The sequence below is a fragment of the Nocardioides agri genome, from assembly GCF_013778305.1.
Taxonomy (GTDB): Bacteria; Actinomycetota; Actinomycetes; order Propionibacteriales; family Nocardioidaceae; genus Nocardioides; species Nocardioides agri.
On sequence record NZ_JACEIC010000002.1, the window covers coordinates 3,259,693 to 3,276,802 of the forward strand.

The window sequence follows — 17,110 nt, forward strand, 5'->3', positions numbered from 1 at the left end:
CCGCATGAGCGACCTCGCACCGGCCGGCGTGGCCGAGACCGCCCGGCTGATCAGGGACGGCGAGATCACCGCCGTCGACGCGCTGCAGGCCACCCTGGCGCGGATCGAGGCGCGCAACGACGAGCTCAACGCCTTCACCAACGTGCTCGTCGACGAGGCGCTGGCCGAGGCCGAGGCGCGGGACATCCGGCTCGGCGGCGGCGCCGACGTGGGGCCGCTGCACGGCGTGCCGATCGCGATCAAGGAGGAGATCGACGTCGCCGGCGCGGTCACGACGTTCGGCGGTCGCGGCAACTCCACGCCGGCCACCGCGGACGCCGAGGTCGTCACCCGGCTCCGGCAGGCGGGTGCCGTGATCGTCGGCAAGACCGCGATGCCCGAGTTCGGAGCGTTCCCCTTCACCGAGTCCGACGCCTACGGAGTCACCCGCAACCCGTGGGACCCCGGTCGCACCCCCGGCGGCTCCAGCGGCGGTACGGCGGTCGCCGTCGCGTCCGGGATGGTGCCCGCCGGCATCGGCGGCGACGGCGGGGGCTCCATCCGGATCCCCAGCGCCAGCTGCGGCCTGTTCGGCCTCAAGCCCCAGCGCGGTCGGGTCACCACCGCGCCGCACCCCCATCTGTGGTGGGCGCTCGGCACCGTGGGCCCGCTCACCCACACCGTGCTCGACAGCGCGCTGGTCTACGACGTGATCCGCGGCAACGTCGACAGCGATCTCTACCGCGCCGGCGGCGACGCGTCGTTCGTCGACGCGGCCGGCCGGGCGCCCGGCCGGCTGCGCATCGGGTGGTCGGTCACGTCCGCGGCGCTCGGCGTGAAGCCCGACCCGGTGCACGTGCAGGCGGTCGAGGACACCGCGCGGCTGCTGGCCGACCTCGGCCACGACGTGCGCGCGGTCGACCCGCGCTACCCGGACCCGACCGCGGCGTTCGTGCCGCAGTTCTTCGCCGGCATCCGATCCGAGGCCGCGATCGTCGAGCACTACGACCGGCTCGAGCGCCGGACCCGCGAGACCTGCCGGCTCGGCTCGTGGGTGACGCCGCGGGTCCGCGACTGGGCGCTGGGCCAGACCGAGAAGGTCTCCGCCAAGGCCAACCGGGTCTTCGAGGACGTCGACGTGCTGCTCACCCCTGCCATCGCGCACCGACCCGCCAGGGTCGGCCGCCTCGACGGCATCGGCACCGTGCGGGCCTCGCTGCGGGCGATGCCCCCGATCGCGTACGCCGCCCTCTGGAACGTCGCCGGCAACCCCGCCGCGTCCGTGCCGTGCGGCCTCGCCGACGACGGTCTGCCGGTCGCGGTGCAGCTGGTCGGCCGCACCGACGACGAGGCCACGCTGTTCTCGCTGTCCGCCCAGCTCGAGCAGGCCCGCCCGTGGCCGCTGGTCGCCCCGTGACCAACGCGATCGAGGTCACCGGCCTCACCAAGACCTACGGCGACCTGCGGGCCGTCGACGACGTCACGCTCGCGGTCGAGGAGGGCGAGTTCGTCGGCATCCTCGGGCCGAACGGCGCCGGCAAGACCACGCTCCTGGAGATGATCGAGGGGCTCCGCGAGCCGGACTCCGGCAGCGCCGTCGTGCTCGGGCTGCCGGCGTGGCCGCGCAATCCCGCGCTGCTGCCTCGGATCGGCGTCCAGCTGCAGGCGTCGTCGTTCTTCGACTACCTGACCGCTAGGGAGCAGATCCGCACGTTCGCCGCCCTGTACGGCGTGCCCGCCGCGCACGCCGACGAGTGGCTGGAGCGGGTCGGGCTGGTCGAGAAGGCCGGCACCCGCGTGGAGCAGCTGTCCGGAGGCCAGCAGCAGCGGCTCTCGATCGCATGCGCGCTGGTGCACGACCCGGACGTGGTGTTCCTCGACGAGCCCACGGCCGCGCTCGACCCCCAGGCCCGCCGCAACCTCTGGGACCTGCTCTCCGGTCTGAACGACTCGGGCCGCACCGTCGTGCTCACCACCCACTACATGGACGAGGCGGAGACTCTCGCCGACCGGGTCGCGATCATGGACCACGGGCGGGTCCTGGTCCACGACACCCCGGCCGCCCTGGTCCGCGGCCTCGACGCCGCCACCCGGATCACCCTCGCTGACGGTGAGGTCATCACCACTCGGGACCCGGCCGCCGAGATCGCGCGCCTCGCCGACGAGCAGCGGCTCGCGGGCGTCCAGGTGCACACAGGCACCCTCGAGGACGTCTTCCTCGAGCTGACCGGGCGCGAGTACCGCGCATGACCGGACCGTTCCGCGCACTGTCGCTCGCCATCATGCGCGGGTTCTTCCGGGACCGGGCGGCGGTGTTCTTCGCCATCGTCTTCCCGCTCATGTTCCTGGTGCTCTTCGGCAGCCTCTTCTCGGAGGACTCCTCGCCCAGGGTGGAGATGGTCCAGGTCGGCGCCGTGCCCCTCTTCGACGACCTGTCCGACGAGGCGAGAGCGGCCTTCGACGAGACCTTCGAGGTGTCCCACTCCGACGACCTGGACGCCGCCATCGACGAGGTGCGCACGGGAGACGCCAACGTGGCGGTCGTCCAGGAGGGCGACACGATCGTCGCGCACTACACCCTCGCCGACCCGGCCGGCGCAGCCATCACTCGCGGGGCGATGCAGGCCTTCGTCGACGGAGCCAACCTCGCCGCGACCGGCCAGCCGCCGACCTACTCGATGGAGACCGACCCCGTCGAGGACGAGTCCATCGACGCGATCCAGTACTACATGCCGAGCCTCCTGGGCTGGGCGATCGCGATGAGCGCCGCGTTCGGCGCCGCGGCCACGCTGCAAGGGTGGCGGAAGAGCAAGCTGCTGCGCCGGCTGCAGCTCGCGCCGGTCTCGTCCACCACGGTCGTCGGCGCGCGGGTGTCGGTCACCGTGTCGATCGCGCTGGTGCAGATGGCGATCTTCATCGGCACCGGGGCGCTGCTGTTCGACCTGACCCTGACCGGCGACTGGTGGATGGCGATCCCGCTCGTGGTCGTCGGCACCCTCTGCTTCATGGCCGTGGGTCTGCTCGCCGCCGCGATCACCAAGAGCCAGGAGGGCGCGGTCAACGCCGCGAACTTCATCGTGCTGCCGATGGCGATGCTGAGCGGCACGTTCTTCCCGCTCGAAGGCGCACCGCAGTGGCTCCAGTCGTTCGCGCAGATCCTGCCGCTCAAGCACCTCAACGAGGGCATGCTCGACGTCATGGTCCGCGGCGAGCCGTGGACCGCCGCGCTCGGCCCGATGCTCTACCTCGCCGCGTTCGCCACCGTGGTCACGCTGGTCGCCGCGCGGCTCTTCCGCTGGGAGACCGCATGAGCCTCGCTGGTCGCCGCGTGCTCGTCACCGGTGCGTCGTCGGGGATCGGCGAGGCGACGGCCCGGGCGGTCGCGGCGCGGGGTGCGCTGGTCATCCTGGTGGCGCGGCGGGCGGAGGAGCTCGACCGCGTGCGGGCGTCGATCGAGGCCGCGGGCGGCCGCGCCACGGCGTACCCGTGCGACGTCACGGACCTCGCCGCCGTCGACGCCCTGGTGGCGACGGTGCTGGCCGAGCACGGGGGAGTGGACCACCTCGTCAACAACGCCGGTCGGTCCATCCGGCGGTCGCTCGCGCTGAGCTACGACCGCTTCCACGACCTCGAGCGCAGCATGGCGGTCAACTTCTTCGGCCCGGTGCGACTCACCCTGGGGCTGCTGCCCGCGATGCGGGCGCAGCGCTTCGGGCACGTCGTCAACATCGTGACCTGGGGCGTGCAGCTCAAGGCTCCGAAGTTCAGTGCCTACATCGCGTCCAAGACGGCGCTCGACGCCTGGAGCCGAGTCGCGGCCCGCGAGTGCTACGGCGACAACGTGCGGTTCACCAACGTGCGGTTCTCCCTGGTGCGCACCCCGATGACGGCACCCACCGAGGCGTACGCCGGTCGCGGCGCCACGCCCCAGCAGGCGGCAGCCCGCGTCGTCCGAGCACTCGAACGGCGACCGGTCCACGTCAACACCGCCGCCGGCACCGTCGGCGAGGCGCTGGGCCTCGTGGCACCCCGGCTGAGCGACTGGGCCTTCCACCGCTTCGACCGGATGTTCCCCGACTCGGCTGCGGCGAGGAGGTCCGCCCGGCGGCCGCAGTGACCTGGCGCCTCAGTGCCGCAGGGTGTGGGCGGGCAGCTCCCCGAACTGCGTGCGGTACTGCGCCGCGAAGCGACCGAAGTTGCAGAAGCCCCAGCGGCTGGCGACCTCGCTCACCGTCGTCCGGGCGGGATCGTTGGCCACGAGCTCGTCGTGGATGTACTGGAGGCGCACGCCACGCAGGTACGCCGTCGGCGTGGTGTCGAGATGCCGGCGGAAGGACAGCTGCACCGTCCGGATGGTCACCCCGGCCGCCTCCGCGATCTCCTTGATCGTGATGTCGCGCCATGCGTTGGCCTCGATGAACTGCGCCGCGCGGCGCAGCGTGCGGGTGTGCGCGTCGCGGCGGTCTTCGATCGTCGGCTCGACATCGGCGGTGCTGGGGAACGCCGCCACGGTGGCGGCACCGAGCAACCTGCGGGCCTCCTGCTCGAAGATCGGGCTGAGGGCCTCGGACCCCGCGGCGTCGGTGCTGTCGCGCACGAAGCAGTAGGTGCGCCACCACAGGTCGGCCGCGCTGGCGGAGCTCGGGTCGAGGCTGACCAGGCGGACCGTGGACCCCGCGCCGGGCGATGGCTCCGCGATCTCGTCGAGAAGGCTCGGATCCAGCACCGCGATGGCGCCCTGGAAGTCGTCGAGGGTCGCGCAGAACCCCTCGTCCGGGTCGGCGGTCACGTAGAGGTCGCCGCGCCGGTAGCGGCGTTCGTCGTGGCCCCGCCCATAGCTCGCGGTGCCGGCGAGGACTCGCGCGACCACGACCGCGCCCAGGGGCGCGGCCTCGACCTCGAGGGTCATCCCGAACGTGTTCTGGTCGAGTCGGAGTCGTCCGAGCCGCCGCTGGTCCATCCGCAGCAGGTGGCGCCCGTCCGTGGGTCGGACCCGCATCGCGGAGTAGTGCTCGCGCAGCAGGGCCTCGGACGCCCCGACGTCCCTGCTCACGAACACCTCGGTCATCGGCAGCCACCCTCCGGGCTGGAGTCGCTTCTCCCGACGGTACGCCTCGGACCGGCCGTTGCCACGCGAGCGGCCTCGCGCGGGCGACACACTGCGCCAGCTAGACCAACATCCCGACTGCTGCGCTGACGCCGACCAGCACGATCAGCGTGCGCAGCACGGTGGGATTGAGCCGGCGGCCGATGCGCGCGCCGACGTACCCGCCGACGACGGAGCCGACCGCGAGCAGCACGACCGCGGTCCAGTCGAGATCGGCCACGACGAGGAAGATCAGGCTGGCGACCACGTTGCTGGCCAGGATCGCGAGGGGCTTCAACGCGTTGACGACGCGGAACTCGAGGTCCGTGCCGAAGCCGAGGACCGCCATCATCATCACGCCCGACCCGGCGCCGAAGTAGCCGCCGTACACGCCGACGAGGGTCGCGAAGGCCGTCGTCACCGGGGAGAGGCGCGCGGGGCCGCGGCTGGTCTGGTGGGTGCGCCGCAGCCAGCGGCTGATCCGCGGCTGCGCGCCGACGAGCAGGCAGGTGCCGAGGATCAGCCACGGCACGACCGCCTCGAACACGCTCGCGGGCAGCGCGAGCAGCAGGGCGGCGCCGAGCACAGCCCCGGCGGCGCACGTCGTGATGACCGTGGCGGCGACCCGCGGCTGCTCGCGCAGCTCCTGGCGGTAGCCGAACGACCCGCTCAGCGCGCCGGGCGTGAGGCCGACGGTGTTGCTGGCGTTGGCGACCACCGGTGGCACCCCGACGGCGAGCAGCACCGGGAAGCTCAGCAGCGAGGAGACGCCGACCGTCGAGGTCATGATCCCGGCCCCGAGGCCGGCTGCCAGGATCGCCAGCTCCTCGAGTCCGCTCATCAGGTCACCCTAGAGGGGGTAAGGGGTGCCCATGGGACCGGAATGGGTAGCCATCGTCGCCCTCGTCGCGCTCTTCGTCGTCGGCACGGTGCTGCCGATAAATATGGGCGCCCTTGCGTACGTCGCCGCGTGGCTGGTGGGCATGTACTCGTTGAACCTCGACGAGAAGGAGATCCTCGCCGGCGTCAGCGGTGACCTGATCCTCACGCTGATCGGCGTCACCTATCTCTTCGCGATCGCCCGCAACAACGGCACCGTCGACCTGATCGTCCGAGCCGCGGTGCGCGGCGTCGGGGGACGCGTCGCGCTGATCCCGTGGGTGATGTTCGGGGTCACGGCGGTGCTGACGGCGATCGGCGCGGTCAGTCCCGCGGCCTGCGCGATCATCGGCCCGATCGCGCTGGGCTTCGCGGGGCGCTACGGCATCAGCCCGCTGATGATGGGCATGTTCGTCGTGCACGGCGCCCAGGCGGGCGGCTTCTCGCCGATCAGCATCTACGGCACGATCACGAACTCGGTGATGGCCGACAACGACCTGCCCAACAGCGAGATCACGATCTTCCTCGCGAGCCTGTTCGTGAACCTCGCCCTCGCGGTCGTCCTCTTCATCGTGCTCGGCGGGCGGCGGCTGATGTCGCAGCGCGTCGACCCGGACGAGGAGGACACTTTGACGGACGACCTCCACCGAGGCGGCGCGACGGTGCCGGCGCGCGGGATGGGCGCGTCCGCTCCGGTCGGCACCCAGGCCCTCGGCGTACGGCGCGACCAGGTGCTCACGCTCCTCGCGTTCCTGCTGGTCGCCTTGGTCGCCTTGATCTTCGACAAGAACATCGGCTTCGTCTCGATCACCGCGGCGGTGCTCCTCGCGATGCTGTCGCCCAACGAGCACAAGGACGCCGTCAAGCAGATCGCCTGGCCGACCGTGCTGCTCGTCGCCGGCGTCAGCACCTACGCCACGATCCTCGAGACCGCCGGCTCGCCCGAGTTCGTCGGCAACTGGGCCGCCGACCTGGGCACCGCGGTCCTCGGCGCCCTCGTGCTCTGCTACGTCGGCGGCGTCGTCTCGGCGTTCGCGTCCTCGACGGCGCTGCTTCCGGTCATCATCCCGATCGCGATCCCGCTCATCACCGAGGGCGGCGTCAGCGCCGGTCTCTTCGTCGCCGCGCTGGCCGTCTCGTCGACGATCGTCGACGTCAGCCCGTTCTCGACCAACGGGGCCCTGATGCTCGCCAACCGTCCCGACACGATCGAGGAGCAGGTCTACTACAAGCAGATCCTGACCTACAGCGTCATCGTGGTGCTCGCGGCGCCGCTGCTGGTGTGGGCGCTGCTCGTGCTGCCTGGTTGGTGAGGGTGGTGGTCGGAGCCACCGTCCGGTTGGTGTGTCGTCGTCCTCCCCGGGGCGCCTTTGTGCGTCCTCCGCCTCCGTCAAGGGTGCGCGTCGCCGGCTTCGGCGCACTTGACTGAGCTGTCTCCGGACGAGCTCGGCGCCCATCGGGAGGACGCCGGCCTGCGGCCGGGCGCGCGGGTGTCTCAGCGGAGATTCTGGTCCACCGGGTGGATCGAGATCTCCGCTCTGCCCAGCCGCCGGGCTAGCTGGCCTTCTTGGCCGCCGCCTTCTTCGCGGGGGCCTTCTTGGCGGTCTTCTTCGCGGCGGTCTTCTTGGCGGGCGCCTTCTTCGACGCGGACTTCTTCGCCGGCTTCTTGTCGTCCTCGTCCTCCTCGGAGGACGACTCGCCACGCGCGGTCTTGGCGGCGTCGACGGAGCGCTGCAGGGCGGCGAGCAGGTCGACGACCTCGCCGGAGGACTTGGTGGAGGTCTCGGTGCGCTTGACCTCGCCGCCCTCGATCTTGGCCTTGACCAGCGCCTCGACGGCCTCGGCGTAGTCGTCCTCGAACTCGGAGGGGTCGAAGTCGCCGGCGAGGGTCTCGACGAGCATGTTCGCCATCTTGACCTCGGTGGGCTTCACGTCACCGGCCTCGATCGAGAAGTCGGGGGTCCGGATCTCGTCGGGCCACATCATCGTCTGCAGCACGATCACGTCGTCCTTCACCCGCAGCACGCCGACCGTGGTGCGCTGCCGCAGCGCCACGGTGACGACGGCCATCCGGTCGGCGTCCAGCAGCGCCTGGCGCAGCAGCGCGTAGGGCTTGGCTCCGGACTTCTCGGGCTCGAGGTAGTAGGACTTCTCGAAGAGCATCGGGTCGATCTGCTCGGAGGGCACGAACTTCTCGACGGAGATCTCCCGCGAGGACGTCGACGGCAGCTCGGCCATGTCGTCGTCGGTGAGGATGACCATCTCGCCGTCCTCGGTCTCGTAGCCCTTGGCGATGTCGGCGTAGGCGACCTCCTCGCCGTCGAGGGAGCAGACCCGTTGGTACTTGATGCGGCCGCCGTCCTTGGCGTGCACCTGCCGGAACGACACGTCGTGGGACTCGGTCGCCGAGTAGAGCTTCACGGGCACGCTGACCAGCCCGAAGGAGACGGCGCCTTTCCAGATTGCTCGCATGGTGTTCAGTATGACCAACGAGCGCGACGCCATTCATCGAAAGCCTCGCGGGATGTCCGGGTGGGCGTGTAGCCGAAGACGGTCTTGAGGCGCTCGTTGGAGAGCACCGGCCGGTACTGGAGGAAGCGGGTCTGCTCCGGTCCGTACGCCGTGAGCCCGAGCCGGGACCCGACGGCGAGCGCCCCGCGGAGCAGCGGCTCGGGGATCGTCAGCACCGGCTTCTCCAGCAGCGCGGCGATCTCGGTGATCGTCACCGCGCCGTCGCCGGCCACGTTGAACGTGCCGGTCACCGGCCCCGTGACCGCCTGCTGGATGATCGCGACGACGTCCTCGTCCCAGATGAACACGAACGGCGACTCCGCGCCGCGGATCCGCAGCAGCCGCTTGCGCTCGAAGAGCGCGGTGATCTGGTTGTCGACCGACCTGCCGAGGATCGTGCCGATGCGCAGCACGACCTGCTCGAGGGAGGGGTACGACGGCAGCATCTCCTCGACCAGCCGCTTGTGGTGGCTGTAGGCGAACTCCTCGTTGCCGCGCACCGGCTGGTCCTCGGTGATCCAGGCGGGGTTGTCGGCGTGGTAGCCGTACGCCGCACCGCTCGACGAGATCACGACACGGCGCACCCCGGACTCCACGCACGCGTCGAGCACGTGCCGGGTGCCCTCGACGTCGACGGCGTGCTCGAGCTCGCGGGTCGAGTCGGGGCCCGGCGTCACGATCGAGGCGAGGTGCACGACGACCTCCGGCCGCTCCGCCGCGATCACCGACGACACCGACGCCGCGGACGTCACGTCCATGACGACCGCGGGCGGGCGCAGGTCCGTGCTCACGACGTCGTGGCCGGCGGCCCGCAGCCCGGCCACGACCGACGTGCCGAGGAAGCCGCTGCCTCCGGTGACGAGGACCTTCATGCCGGCACCACCACGTCGGCCGGAGCGGCCGTACGCCGGCGCCACACCTCGGCCACGAGCAGGCCGGTGATGATGTCGTAGAGGCCCCACCACGCGGCGACCAGCGCCATGCCGCCGAGGCCGTCGAAGTAGGTGAAGACCAGCAGCAGCCCGAGCCCGGTGTTGCGGACGCCGACCTCGAACGTCATCGCCTTCTGCTGCCTGACCGGCAGCCGGGTCACGCGGGCGATCGCGTAGCCGAGGGCGAGGGCCAGCGCGTTCTGGAGGCAGACCGCCAGCAGCACGATGGTGATGTAGTCGCGGAAGATGTCGAAGTTGCCGATGAAGCCGAGCACGATGATCAGCGCGAGCAGCACGAACGACACCGGCCCGACGATCCGGTGCGCGCGATGGCCCACTCGGGGCCAGAGGCGGGTGATCGTGATCCCGGCGACGAACGGCAGGCCGATCACCAGCGCGATCTCGCCGAAGGTCTCCCAGACGCTCATGTCGACCTCGTGGAGCAGGTCGTCGCCGGCGGGGGAGAGCCCGCCCCAGAAGGCCAGGTTGATCGGGAGCATGAAGATCGCGAGCACGTTGCTGACCGCCGTCATCGACACCGAGAGCGCGACGTCGCCTCCGGCGCGGTGCGTGAGGATGTTGGAGACGTTGCCGGGCGGGCAGCAGGCCACCAGGATCATGCCGAGTGCGACCGAGCCGCGGACGTCGAGCGCGATGGTGAGCAGGAAGGTCAGCGCCGGCAGCAGCACGAACTGCGCGACGACGCCGATCGCGATGGGGATCGGCCGCCGGATCGCGGCGGCGAAGTCCTCGAGCTTCGTGTCGAGCGCGACCCCGAAGAGGATCAGCGCGATCACGATCTTCAGGAACGTCAGCGAGCCCTCGTCGAAGTCGATCGTGATGTTGTCGACGTCCGTGGCCAGGACGGACAGCAGGGGGTGCAGCATCAGGCCAGCCTCTCGATCTCCGCGCGCACCGCGGAGCGGTAGGCGTCCTTGTTGACGTAGTACGACATCCGCTCCAGCCCGAGGTAGTGGTAGCCGCCCGAGAGGTCGGGTCGCGGGCCGGCGACCCGGTCCTCGAAGGAGCGTGCAGCGGCGGGGTTCGACGTCCTCGCCCGCAGGTAGGACGCGACCAGCTCCGCCTGCTCGTAGCGGCCCTGCCAGCCGATCCCGGACGCCTCGATCATGCCGAGCACGAAGAGGTTCGGGTCCTCCTGCGTGAAGATGTTGAGGTAGAGGTCGGGGGCGCTGCCGCGCCCCGCCCAGCGCAGCAGCGCGGGGTCGAGGAACGGGTAGTGCAGGTGGTAGCCCGTCGCCAGCACCACCACGTCGTACGCCGCCCGCGAGCCGTCCACGAAGACCACGCCGTCGCCGTCGAGGCGTCGTACGTCGGGCTTCACCGACAGGTCGCCGTGGCCGAGGTGGTGCAGCACCAGCGAGTTCACGATCGGGTGGGACTCGTAGATCTTGTAGTCGGGCGCGGGGAAGCCGAACTTCACCGGGTCGCCGGTGAAGAGCTTGAGCACCCGCGAGTCGATGGCCTGCTTGATCCGGGGCGGGAGCGGCCTGCCCTGGTTGAGGGTGTCCGCGGGCTTGCCGAAGAGGTACTTCGGCACGAAGTAGTAGCCGCGCCGCACCGAGATGTCGACCGAGGCCGCGTGGTGGACGGCGTCGACCGCGATGTCGCAGCCGGAGTTGCCGGCCCCGATGATCAGCACCCGCTTGCCGGTGAAGACCGTCGGCGACTTGTAGGCGCTGGTGTGGAGCACCTCGCCGTCGAAGGAGCCCTCGAACGCCGGCACCGACGGCTCGCTCAGGGTGCCGTTGGCCGCGAGCACGCCCGCGTGGCGCCGCTCGACGGTGCCGGCCGGCCCGGTGGACACCACCGTCCACGAGCCGTCGCCGGTCGGGCGCGCGGAGACCACCTCGGTGCCGAACGTGAAGCCGTCGCTCAGACCGTGGGTCGAGGCGAAGTCGCGGAAGTAGCCGAGCAGGTCGCGGTGCGAGGGGTAGTCCGCGACCTCGTCGCGCATCGGGAACTCGGCGAACTGCGTCGTGGTCTTCGACGAGATCAGGTGCGCGGACTCGTAGACCGTGCTCCGCGGCCCGGAGATGTCCCACAGCCCGCCGACCCCGGACGCGAGCTCGTAGCCGGCCCAGGGGATGCCGGCGCGCTGGAGGTTGCGAGCCGCGGCCAGGCCGGAGGAGCCGGCGCCGATGACGGCGTAGCTGTCCGGATCGTCCGGCACATTGTCTAGCGGGTCAGTCGAGTTCACAGAAGGCATGATGTCAGCCATGCGTCCGATGCTGGCGACCCCCGGCACCCACGTGCCCACCGGCGAGGCCTGGGCGCACGAGGTGAAGTGGGACGGCGTGCGCGCGCTGACCGACGTCGGCGACGGCCGCGTCCGGATGACCAGCCGCAACGAGAACGCCATCACCATCGCCTGGCCGGAGCTCTCCACCAGCCCGCTCGGCGACCGCGACCTGCTCGTCGACGGCGAGATCATCGCCCTCAACGACCGCGGCCTCCCGGACTTCCGCACGCTCCAGGAGCGGATGCACGTCCGCAACGCCCAGTCCGCGGCCCGCCTGGCCGAGGCGGTGCCGGCGATCTACATGGTCTTCGACGTGCTCCGCCTCGACGGTCGCGACCTCACCGGCCTGCCCTGGACCGAGCGCCGCGCGGTGCTCGACTCGCTCGGGCTGGACGGGTCCTGGCAGGCGCCCGCGCCGTACGACGACGGCGAGATGCTGCTCGAGGCGACCCGCCAGCAGGGCCTGGAGGGCGTGGTGAGCAAGCGCCGCGCCTCGACGTACCGGCCGGGGGAGCGCACTGCCCACTGGGTCAAGCTCGCCCACCGGCACCGGCTCTCGTACGTCGTGGGCGGGTGGCGTCCGCAGGAGGGCACCAGCGACCGGCTGGCCGCGCTGCTCGTCGGGGAGCTGACGTCCGAGGGTCTGCTCTACCGCGGTCGGGTGGGCAGCGGCATCGGCGCCCGGCAGAGCCGGGCGCTGAGCGACCTGGTCGCCGGGATGGGCCGCAGCGACAGCCCGTTCGCCGACGAGGTGCCGCGGGTCGACGCCCGGGGGACCCACTGGCTGGAGCCGCTGCTGGTGGTGGACATCGACACCCACGGCAAGGGGTACGAGCGGTTGCGTCAGCCCTCCTTCCAGGGGGTCCGCGCCGACCTCGCACCGGAGGACCTGCTCCCGTGACCCGCCTCCTCCTCGCCCTCGCCGTCGTCGGCGCCTGCCTCGTGCCGCCGAGCGTCGCGCGCGCCGCCGGCACCGTCCGGCTCGACGGCGTGCTGGTGCGCCTGCAGCCCGGCACCGCGCAGGTGGTGACCGTCAACCACACCGGTGGCCACCACGCGCGCGTGACGCTGTGGCGGCTCGCCGACGGCCGGTGGGAGCAGCGGCTCCAGGTCGAGGACGGCCGGATCGGCTACGGCGGGCTCGTCGCGGGCGACCGACGCCGCCAGGGCACCGGCACGACGCCCATCGGCACCTATCCGCTGCCGTGGGCGTTCGGCACCCACGACCCCGACGAGGCCTGGGACCTGCGCTACCGCGAGATCCGCCGCGGCGACTTCTGGGTGCAGGACAACCGCTCGGCCCACTACAACCGCTACCGCAACCAGCGCGACGGCGGCTTCCGCTGGTGGCTGCCGGCCAGTGACATCAACGCCTCCGAGCGGCTCACCGACTTCCGCCGGCAGTACGAGTGGTCGATCGTGATCGGCTTCAACGCCGAGCAGGTGCGCTACCGGGGCGCCGGCATCTTCCTGCACGTCAACGGCCGCGGAGCGACCGCCGGCTGCGTCAGCGCGCCGCGGGCGTTCATCCGCACGCTCATGCGCCGGCTCGACCCCGACCTCCACCCGCTGATCGCGATCGGTCGCTGAGGACAGCGATGGCGGCCGAGAAGGAGGAGGTGCGCGTCCAGGTCGACGGCCGGACGCTCACGATCAGCAACCTGCACAAGGTGCTCTACCCGCGCACCGGGTTCACGAAGGGCGAGGTGCTCAACTACTACGCCCAGGTCGCCCCGGTGCTGCTGCCGCACCTGCGCGACCGGTGCGTGACCCGGATCCGGTGGCCGCACGGGGTCGCCGAGTCCAGCTTCTTCGAGAAGAACACACCGGCCGGCACGCCGTCCTGGGTGCGCACCGCCAAGGTGCCGACCACCGGGTCGCGCGCCCAGTCGACGAGCGACACCCTCGTCTTCCCGATCATCGACGACCTGGCCACCCTCACCTGGCTCGTCAACCTGGCGGCCCTCGAGCTGCACGTCCACCAGTGGACGGTGGGCAGGAACGGCCAGCCGCGCAACGCCGACCGGCTCGTCATCGACCTCGACCCCGGCGAGCCGGCCGGGCTGCACGAGTGCTGCCAGGTCGCGCTGATGGTGCGCGACAAGCTCGCCGAGCGCGGCCTCGACGCGCGCCCGGTCACCAGTGGCAGCAAGGGCCTGCACCTGTACGCCGACCTGCCGAAGCGGCTGCCGTCCGACGAGTCGACCGCGCTGGCCAAGGAAGTCGCCGAGGAGCTCCAGGGAGAGCACCCCAAGCTGGTCACCGCCACGATGACCAAGGCGCGCCGCGGCGGCAAGGTCTTCCTCGACTGGTCGCAGAACGCCGGCTCGAAGACCACGATCTCGCCGTACTCGCTGCGCGGACGCGAGCGCCCGTCGGTCGCGACGCCGGTCGGCTGGGACGAGGTCGAGGAGGGCGCGGAGGACCCGCTCGGGCTCGAGCAGTTCTCGCCCGCCCAGGTGCTGGAGCGCGTCGCCGAGCACGGCGACCTCTTCGCCTGATCGCCGGGCTCCGGACCTTCTGTTACCAAACAGTGGCTCCGCCGTGGCCGCCGTGTTGCCGAGGCGTGGAGCCGTCCTTCCTACGTTGGTGGGACTCCACAGCAGCGGGTCGAGTGCCGTGGACCACCGCCGGCCGAGAAGTCCCGCCGGCATCTGACTAACAACTGAAGAGCACGAGCCGATGGGGCTGTCGACCTCACCGGCTCAGGGAAGAAGGTGCCGCACCGCGCGTCTGGGGGGAACGCGGTCTGGCGCCATCTGACCGAACCACGGGCGGGTCGCCTGGTGCCCATGGGGAGCACTGGGCAACCGCTCCCAAGAGGAACGGACCTGCCGGTCCGGCGCTGCGGGGAGCGTCGGGCCGACAGATCCCACCCCCGTTCCGGCCAGCACGCGGAAAGCAACAGCACGATGGAGATCACCACAGCCCCGCGACCCCCGGCGCCCGCGCCGTGGGGACGGTTGCTGCTGTGCGCCGCGCTGTTCGCCCCCGTCACGTTCCTGGTCCTCCTGCCGATGGGCCTCGGCTTCGAGCGCTACGTGATGACCGGACACTCCATGGCCGGCAGCGTCGACCGCGGCTCGGTCGCCTTCGAGCGCGTCGTCCCGGTCAGCGACCTGCAGGTCGGCGACATCATCACCTACCCGCGGCCCGACGGTGGCGCCGAGCAGGGGATGGTCACCCACCGGATCGTGTACGTCGGCCCCGACGGCATCGTCACCCGCGGGGACGCGGAGCCGGCCGTCGACCCGTGGGTGCTCCGCCCCGCGGCCCCGACCGTCTCGCGCGTGGAGTTCGTCGTCCCCTGGGTCGGCTGGGCCTACCTGTTCCTCTTCCACCCGCCGGGAGTGGTGCTCGTGATCGCCTCTGGGATCGCGCTCGTCTTCCTGACCCGCTGGCGGGTCCGGCCACGGATCACCCCCGCGGAGCCGGGCAGCGCCGACGAGTCGCAAGCATTGTCCGCGTCGACATCGACGGACGCGCAACGATGAGTACCGCCGTCGACTGGGACCCGGGTGCCCCTATGCTCGCTCACATGGCGCAACGGGTTCTGGTTGTGGAGGACGAGGAGGACATCGCATTTCCTCTGGTTCGCACGCTGGAGCGCGAGGGCTACGACGTGGAGTGGGTGGACAGCGGCCAGCGGGCCCTCGACACCCTGGCGTCCGGTCCTGAGCTGGTCATCCTCGACCTGGGACTGCCCGACATCGACGGCCTCGAGGTGTGCCGTCGAGCCCGGGAGGCCGGCTACCACGGGGCGATCATGATCGTCACCGCGCGGGCCGGCGAGCTCGACCGGGTCGTCGGACTGGACTACGGAGCCGACGACTACCTGGCCAAGCCCTTCGGCCTCGCCGAGCTCCAGGCACGCGTGCGTGCCCTGTTGCGCCGTACCGCCTCCACGATGATCGGCAGCGCCGATGCCACCCAGACCGACGGGCTGCGCATCGACGTCGAGGCCCGCAGGGTCTACGCCGGCACGGAAGAGGTGCCGCTGACCGGCAAGGAGTTCGAGGTGCTGAGCATCCTCGCCGCCAACCGGGACAAGGTGGTCTCCCGCGGCCGGCTGATGGCCGACGTGTGGGACGAGAACTGGTACGGCTCGACCAAGACGTTGGACGTCACCATCGGTCGGCTGCGCCAGAAGCTCGAGAGCGTGGGCGTGACGGATCGAGTGGTGGCCGTTCGAGGCGTGGGGTTCCGCCTCGAAGGCGGCACACCCGATGCGTGAACGGCTCACCGCTGCCTTCATCGTCCTGAGCATCGTCCTGCTGCTCGGCGCCGGCGCGGTGCGCACCTACGTCCTGCGCGACCTGTTCCGGGAGCAGGTCGCCGGCCAGCTCGACGGGCGCGCACAGCTGCTCGGCGAGATCCTGGCCGAGCGCACCGCGTCCGGCGGGACCATCGACGTCGCCGAGCTGGCCGCGCTCGCGGGCCGCGAGGAGCGGCTGGAGTACGTCGGAGACCCGGACGAGGAGCCGGTCGTCGCGACCGGAGCCGACTGGGACGGTGCCGACGACCCCGGCGACGGGATCTCCGCGAGCGCGAACGCCGGGGCGGACGCGATGGTGACCGTGACCGCGGCACCCTCGGTCGTCCGCGACATCATCGGCCGCGACGTCGGGTCGATCGCCGCGCTCTTCCTGCTCATCGCCGTCGCCGCCGGCATGGCCGGCTTCCTGGTCGCCACCGCGCTGTCCTCGCCGTTCCAGCGCCTCGCGGTCGCGGCCGGTGCTCTCGGCCGGGGCCGGTTCGACCTCGAGCTGCCCGACACGAAGATCCCCGAGGCCCGCGAGATCGCCAACGCCCTGCGCTCGAGCGCGCTCGCGCTCGAGGACCGGGTGCACCGCGAGCGGGCCTTCGCCGAGCACGCCTCCCACGTGCTCCGCACCCCGCTGACCGGCATCCGGCTCGAGCTCGAGGACCTGAGCCTGCGCGACGACCTGCCCACGGACGCGCAGGAGGTCGTCGCCCGGTGCCTGACCCGGGTCGAGGAGGTCTCGTCGGTCGCCGCCGAGCTCGTGGAGATCACCCGCCGCGGCAGCCTGGTCGTGGGCGCCGAGGTCCCGCTGTCGGAGCTCTCGACCCAGATCGCGCAGCGCTGGGCCGACCGGCTCGCCGTCCGCAACCGCGCGCTGACGGCGGCCGTCGAGGGCGACCTCACCCTCACCTACACGCCCGGACCGGTCGAGCACGCCACCGACCTCCTGCTCGCCGACGTCGTGCGCCGCGGCACCGGCGCGGTGCGCATCGTCTTCCATGCCGAGCCCGCCGGGCAGCTGCGCGTGACGGTCCTGTGCGCCGGTCGGGTGCCGGACGAGGACCTGGCCCGCGACAGCGTGGACCGGATGGCGCAGGTGCGTGTCGTCGTCGAGGCGCTCGGCGGCCGGGTCACGGGCACGCACCCCGTCGACGGGGTTGAGGTGCTGCTCCCGCGCCGCTGACGGACCGGGAAGTGGG

17 protein-coding genes are annotated in these 17,110 nt (G+C 71.6%); 11 read left to right on the forward strand and 6 right to left on the reverse strand.

Annotated features, from left to right (window positions below):
• Nucleotides 1–4: 4 nt before the first annotated feature.
• The 4 genes from HZF07_RS20365 to HZF07_RS20380 are packed head-to-tail and all read left to right on the forward strand — an operon-like array spanning nucleotide 5 to nucleotide 4,096.
• Entirely contained in the window at nucleotides 5–1,396 is a 1,392-nt protein-coding gene (locus tag HZF07_RS20365) for an amidase (RefSeq protein WP_157344137.1), read from the forward strand.
• Nucleotides 1,393–2,229: an ABC transporter ATP-binding protein gene (locus HZF07_RS20370; RefSeq protein WP_198346442.1), complete on the forward strand. Its 837-nt coding sequence runs from the start codon at nucleotides 1,393–1,395 to the stop codon at nucleotides 2,227–2,229. The genes HZF07_RS20365 and HZF07_RS20370 overlap by 4 nt, the downstream gene beginning before the upstream one ends.
• A complete protein-coding gene (locus tag HZF07_RS20375) occupies nucleotides 2,226–3,290 on the forward strand; it encodes an ABC transporter permease (RefSeq protein ID WP_157344139.1) in 1,065 nt (354 codons plus the stop codon). The genes HZF07_RS20370 and HZF07_RS20375 overlap by 4 nt, the downstream gene beginning before the upstream one ends.
• The gene (locus HZF07_RS20380) at nucleotides 3,287–4,096 is read left to right on the forward strand and encodes an SDR family NAD(P)-dependent oxidoreductase (protein ID WP_157344141.1); all 810 of its coding nucleotides are present in this window, start codon (nucleotides 3,287–3,289) and stop codon (nucleotides 4,094–4,096) included. The genes HZF07_RS20375 and HZF07_RS20380 overlap by 4 nt, the downstream gene beginning before the upstream one ends.
• A 9-nt stretch (nucleotides 4,097–4,105) precedes the next feature.
• Here the strand turns inward: HZF07_RS20380 and HZF07_RS20385 are convergent, their stop codons facing one another.
• Nucleotides 4,106–5,047: a helix-turn-helix domain-containing protein gene (locus tag HZF07_RS20385; protein ID WP_157344143.1), complete on the reverse strand. Its 942-nt coding sequence runs from the start codon at nucleotides 5,045–5,047 to the stop codon at nucleotides 4,106–4,108.
• A 100-nt stretch (nucleotides 5,048–5,147) separates the two neighbouring features.
• A complete protein-coding gene (locus HZF07_RS20390) occupies nucleotides 5,148–5,906 on the reverse strand; it encodes a sulfite exporter TauE/SafE family protein (RefSeq protein ID WP_157344145.1) in 759 nt (252 codons plus the stop codon).
• A gap of 31 nt (nucleotides 5,907–5,937) precedes the next feature.
• On the opposite strand from HZF07_RS20390, the gene HZF07_RS20395 reads away from it, so the two are divergent.
• Nucleotides 5,938–7,257, forward strand: a complete 1,320-nt coding sequence (locus HZF07_RS20395; protein ID WP_157344147.1) for an SLC13 family permease — start codon at nucleotides 5,938–5,940, stop codon at nucleotides 7,255–7,257.
• Nucleotides 7,258–7,498: 241 nt separating this feature from the next.
• Here the strand turns inward: HZF07_RS20395 and ku are convergent, their stop codons facing one another.
• From ku to HZF07_RS20415, 4 genes are read right to left on the reverse strand one after another with little or no spacing between them, the layout of a single operon-like run.
• Complete coding sequence (ku, locus tag HZF07_RS20400) at nucleotides 7,499–8,416, reverse strand: non-homologous end joining protein Ku (protein WP_157344149.1); 918 nt, start codon at nucleotides 8,414–8,416, stop codon at nucleotides 7,499–7,501.
• Between the two features lie 5 nt (nucleotides 8,417–8,421).
• Nucleotides 8,422–9,327, reverse strand: a complete 906-nt coding sequence (locus tag HZF07_RS20405) for an SDR family oxidoreductase (RefSeq protein WP_157344151.1) — start codon at nucleotides 9,325–9,327, stop codon at nucleotides 8,422–8,424.
• Nucleotides 9,324–10,274, reverse strand: coding sequence for a bile acid:sodium symporter family protein (locus tag HZF07_RS20410; RefSeq protein WP_157344153.1), 951 nt, complete (start codon nucleotides 10,272–10,274; stop codon nucleotides 9,324–9,326). Before HZF07_RS20410 ends, HZF07_RS20405 begins: the two co-directional genes overlap by 4 nt.
• On the reverse strand, nucleotides 10,274–11,578 hold the full coding sequence (locus tag HZF07_RS20415; protein ID WP_198346443.1) for a flavin-containing monooxygenase: 1,305 nt from the start codon (nucleotides 11,576–11,578) through the stop codon (nucleotides 10,274–10,276). Before HZF07_RS20415 ends, HZF07_RS20410 begins: the two co-directional genes overlap by 1 nt.
• Before the next feature lie 46 nt (nucleotides 11,579–11,624).
• Here HZF07_RS20415 and ligD (HZF07_RS20420) point away from each other — a divergent pair, with 46 nt between their 5' ends.
• The 6 genes from ligD (HZF07_RS20420) (at nucleotide 11,625) to HZF07_RS20445 (ending at nucleotide 17,094) form a co-directional block, all read left to right on the forward strand.
• The gene (gene ligD, locus HZF07_RS20420) at nucleotides 11,625–12,548 is read left to right on the forward strand and encodes a non-homologous end-joining DNA ligase (RefSeq protein ID WP_181645437.1); all 924 of its coding nucleotides are present in this window, start codon (nucleotides 11,625–11,627) and stop codon (nucleotides 12,546–12,548) included.
• Entirely contained in the window at nucleotides 12,545–13,237 is a 693-nt protein-coding gene (locus HZF07_RS20425; protein ID WP_181645438.1) for a L,D-transpeptidase family protein, read from the forward strand. The genes ligD (HZF07_RS20420) and HZF07_RS20425 overlap by 4 nt, the downstream gene beginning before the upstream one ends.
• An 8-nt stretch (nucleotides 13,238–13,245) precedes the next feature.
• Nucleotides 13,246–14,148: a non-homologous end-joining DNA ligase gene (ligD, locus tag HZF07_RS20430; RefSeq protein ID WP_157344157.1), complete on the forward strand. Its 903-nt coding sequence runs from the start codon at nucleotides 13,246–13,248 to the stop codon at nucleotides 14,146–14,148.
• A gap of 411 nt (nucleotides 14,149–14,559) precedes the next feature.
• Nucleotides 14,560–15,141, forward strand: coding sequence for a S24/S26 family peptidase (locus tag HZF07_RS20435; RefSeq protein WP_157344159.1), 582 nt, complete (start codon nucleotides 14,560–14,562; stop codon nucleotides 15,139–15,141).
• Nucleotides 15,142–15,185: 44 nt separating this feature from the next.
• Nucleotides 15,186–15,881 carry a response regulator transcription factor gene (locus HZF07_RS20440; protein WP_232523080.1) on the forward strand — a complete coding sequence of 232 codons (696 nt, stop codon included), beginning with the start codon at nucleotides 15,186–15,188 and terminating at the stop codon, nucleotides 15,879–15,881.
• Nucleotides 15,874–17,094 (forward strand): histidine kinase dimerization/phospho-acceptor domain-containing protein, encoded by a 1,221-nt coding sequence (locus tag HZF07_RS20445; protein ID WP_157344161.1) that lies wholly within the window; start codon nucleotides 15,874–15,876, stop codon nucleotides 17,092–17,094. The genes HZF07_RS20440 and HZF07_RS20445 overlap by 8 nt, the downstream gene beginning before the upstream one ends.
• The last annotated feature ends 16 nt before the right edge of the window (nucleotides 17,095–17,110 follow it).

What these genes read in the sequence shown, in the direction of transcription:
- HZF07_RS20365 (WP_157344137.1), top strand. Translation starts at nt 5, where the DNA reads ATGAGCGACCTCGCACCGGCCGGCGTGGCCGAGACCGCCCGGCTGATC.
- HZF07_RS20375 (WP_157344139.1), top strand. Translation starts at nt 2,226, where the DNA reads ATGACCGGACCGTTCCGCGCACTGTCGCTCGCCATCATGCGCGGGTTC.
- HZF07_RS20380 (WP_157344141.1), top strand. Translation starts at nt 3,287, where the DNA reads ATGAGCCTCGCTGGTCGCCGCGTGCTCGTCACCGGTGCGTCGTCGGGG.
- HZF07_RS20385 (WP_157344143.1), bottom strand. Translation starts at nt 5,047, where the DNA reads ATGACCGAGGTGTTCGTGAGCAGGGACGTCGGGGCGTCCGAGGCCCTG.
- HZF07_RS20390 (WP_157344145.1), bottom strand. Translation starts at nt 5,906, where the DNA reads ATGAGCGGACTCGAGGAGCTGGCGATCCTGGCAGCCGGCCTCGGGGCC.
- HZF07_RS20395 (WP_157344147.1), top strand. Translation starts at nt 5,938, where the DNA reads ATGGGACCGGAATGGGTAGCCATCGTCGCCCTCGTCGCGCTCTTCGTC.
- ku (WP_157344149.1), bottom strand. Translation starts at nt 8,416, where the DNA reads ATGCGAGCAATCTGGAAAGGCGCCGTCTCCTTCGGGCTGGTCAGCGTG.
- HZF07_RS20405 (WP_157344151.1), bottom strand. Translation starts at nt 9,327, where the DNA reads ATGAAGGTCCTCGTCACCGGAGGCAGCGGCTTCCTCGGCACGTCGGTC.
- HZF07_RS20410 (WP_157344153.1), bottom strand. Translation starts at nt 10,274, where the DNA reads ATGCTGCACCCCCTGCTGTCCGTCCTGGCCACGGACGTCGACAACATC.
- ligD (WP_181645437.1), top strand. Translation starts at nt 11,625, where the DNA reads ATGCGTCCGATGCTGGCGACCCCCGGCACCCACGTGCCCACCGGCGAG.
- ligD (WP_157344157.1), top strand. Translation starts at nt 13,246, where the DNA reads ATGGCGGCCGAGAAGGAGGAGGTGCGCGTCCAGGTCGACGGCCGGACG.
- HZF07_RS20435 (WP_157344159.1), top strand. Translation starts at nt 14,560, where the DNA reads ATGGAGATCACCACAGCCCCGCGACCCCCGGCGCCCGCGCCGTGGGGA.
- HZF07_RS20440 (WP_232523080.1), top strand. Translation starts at nt 15,186, where the DNA reads ATGGCGCAACGGGTTCTGGTTGTGGAGGACGAGGAGGACATCGCATTT.
- HZF07_RS20445 (WP_157344161.1), top strand. Translation starts at nt 15,874, where the DNA reads ATGCGTGAACGGCTCACCGCTGCCTTCATCGTCCTGAGCATCGTCCTG.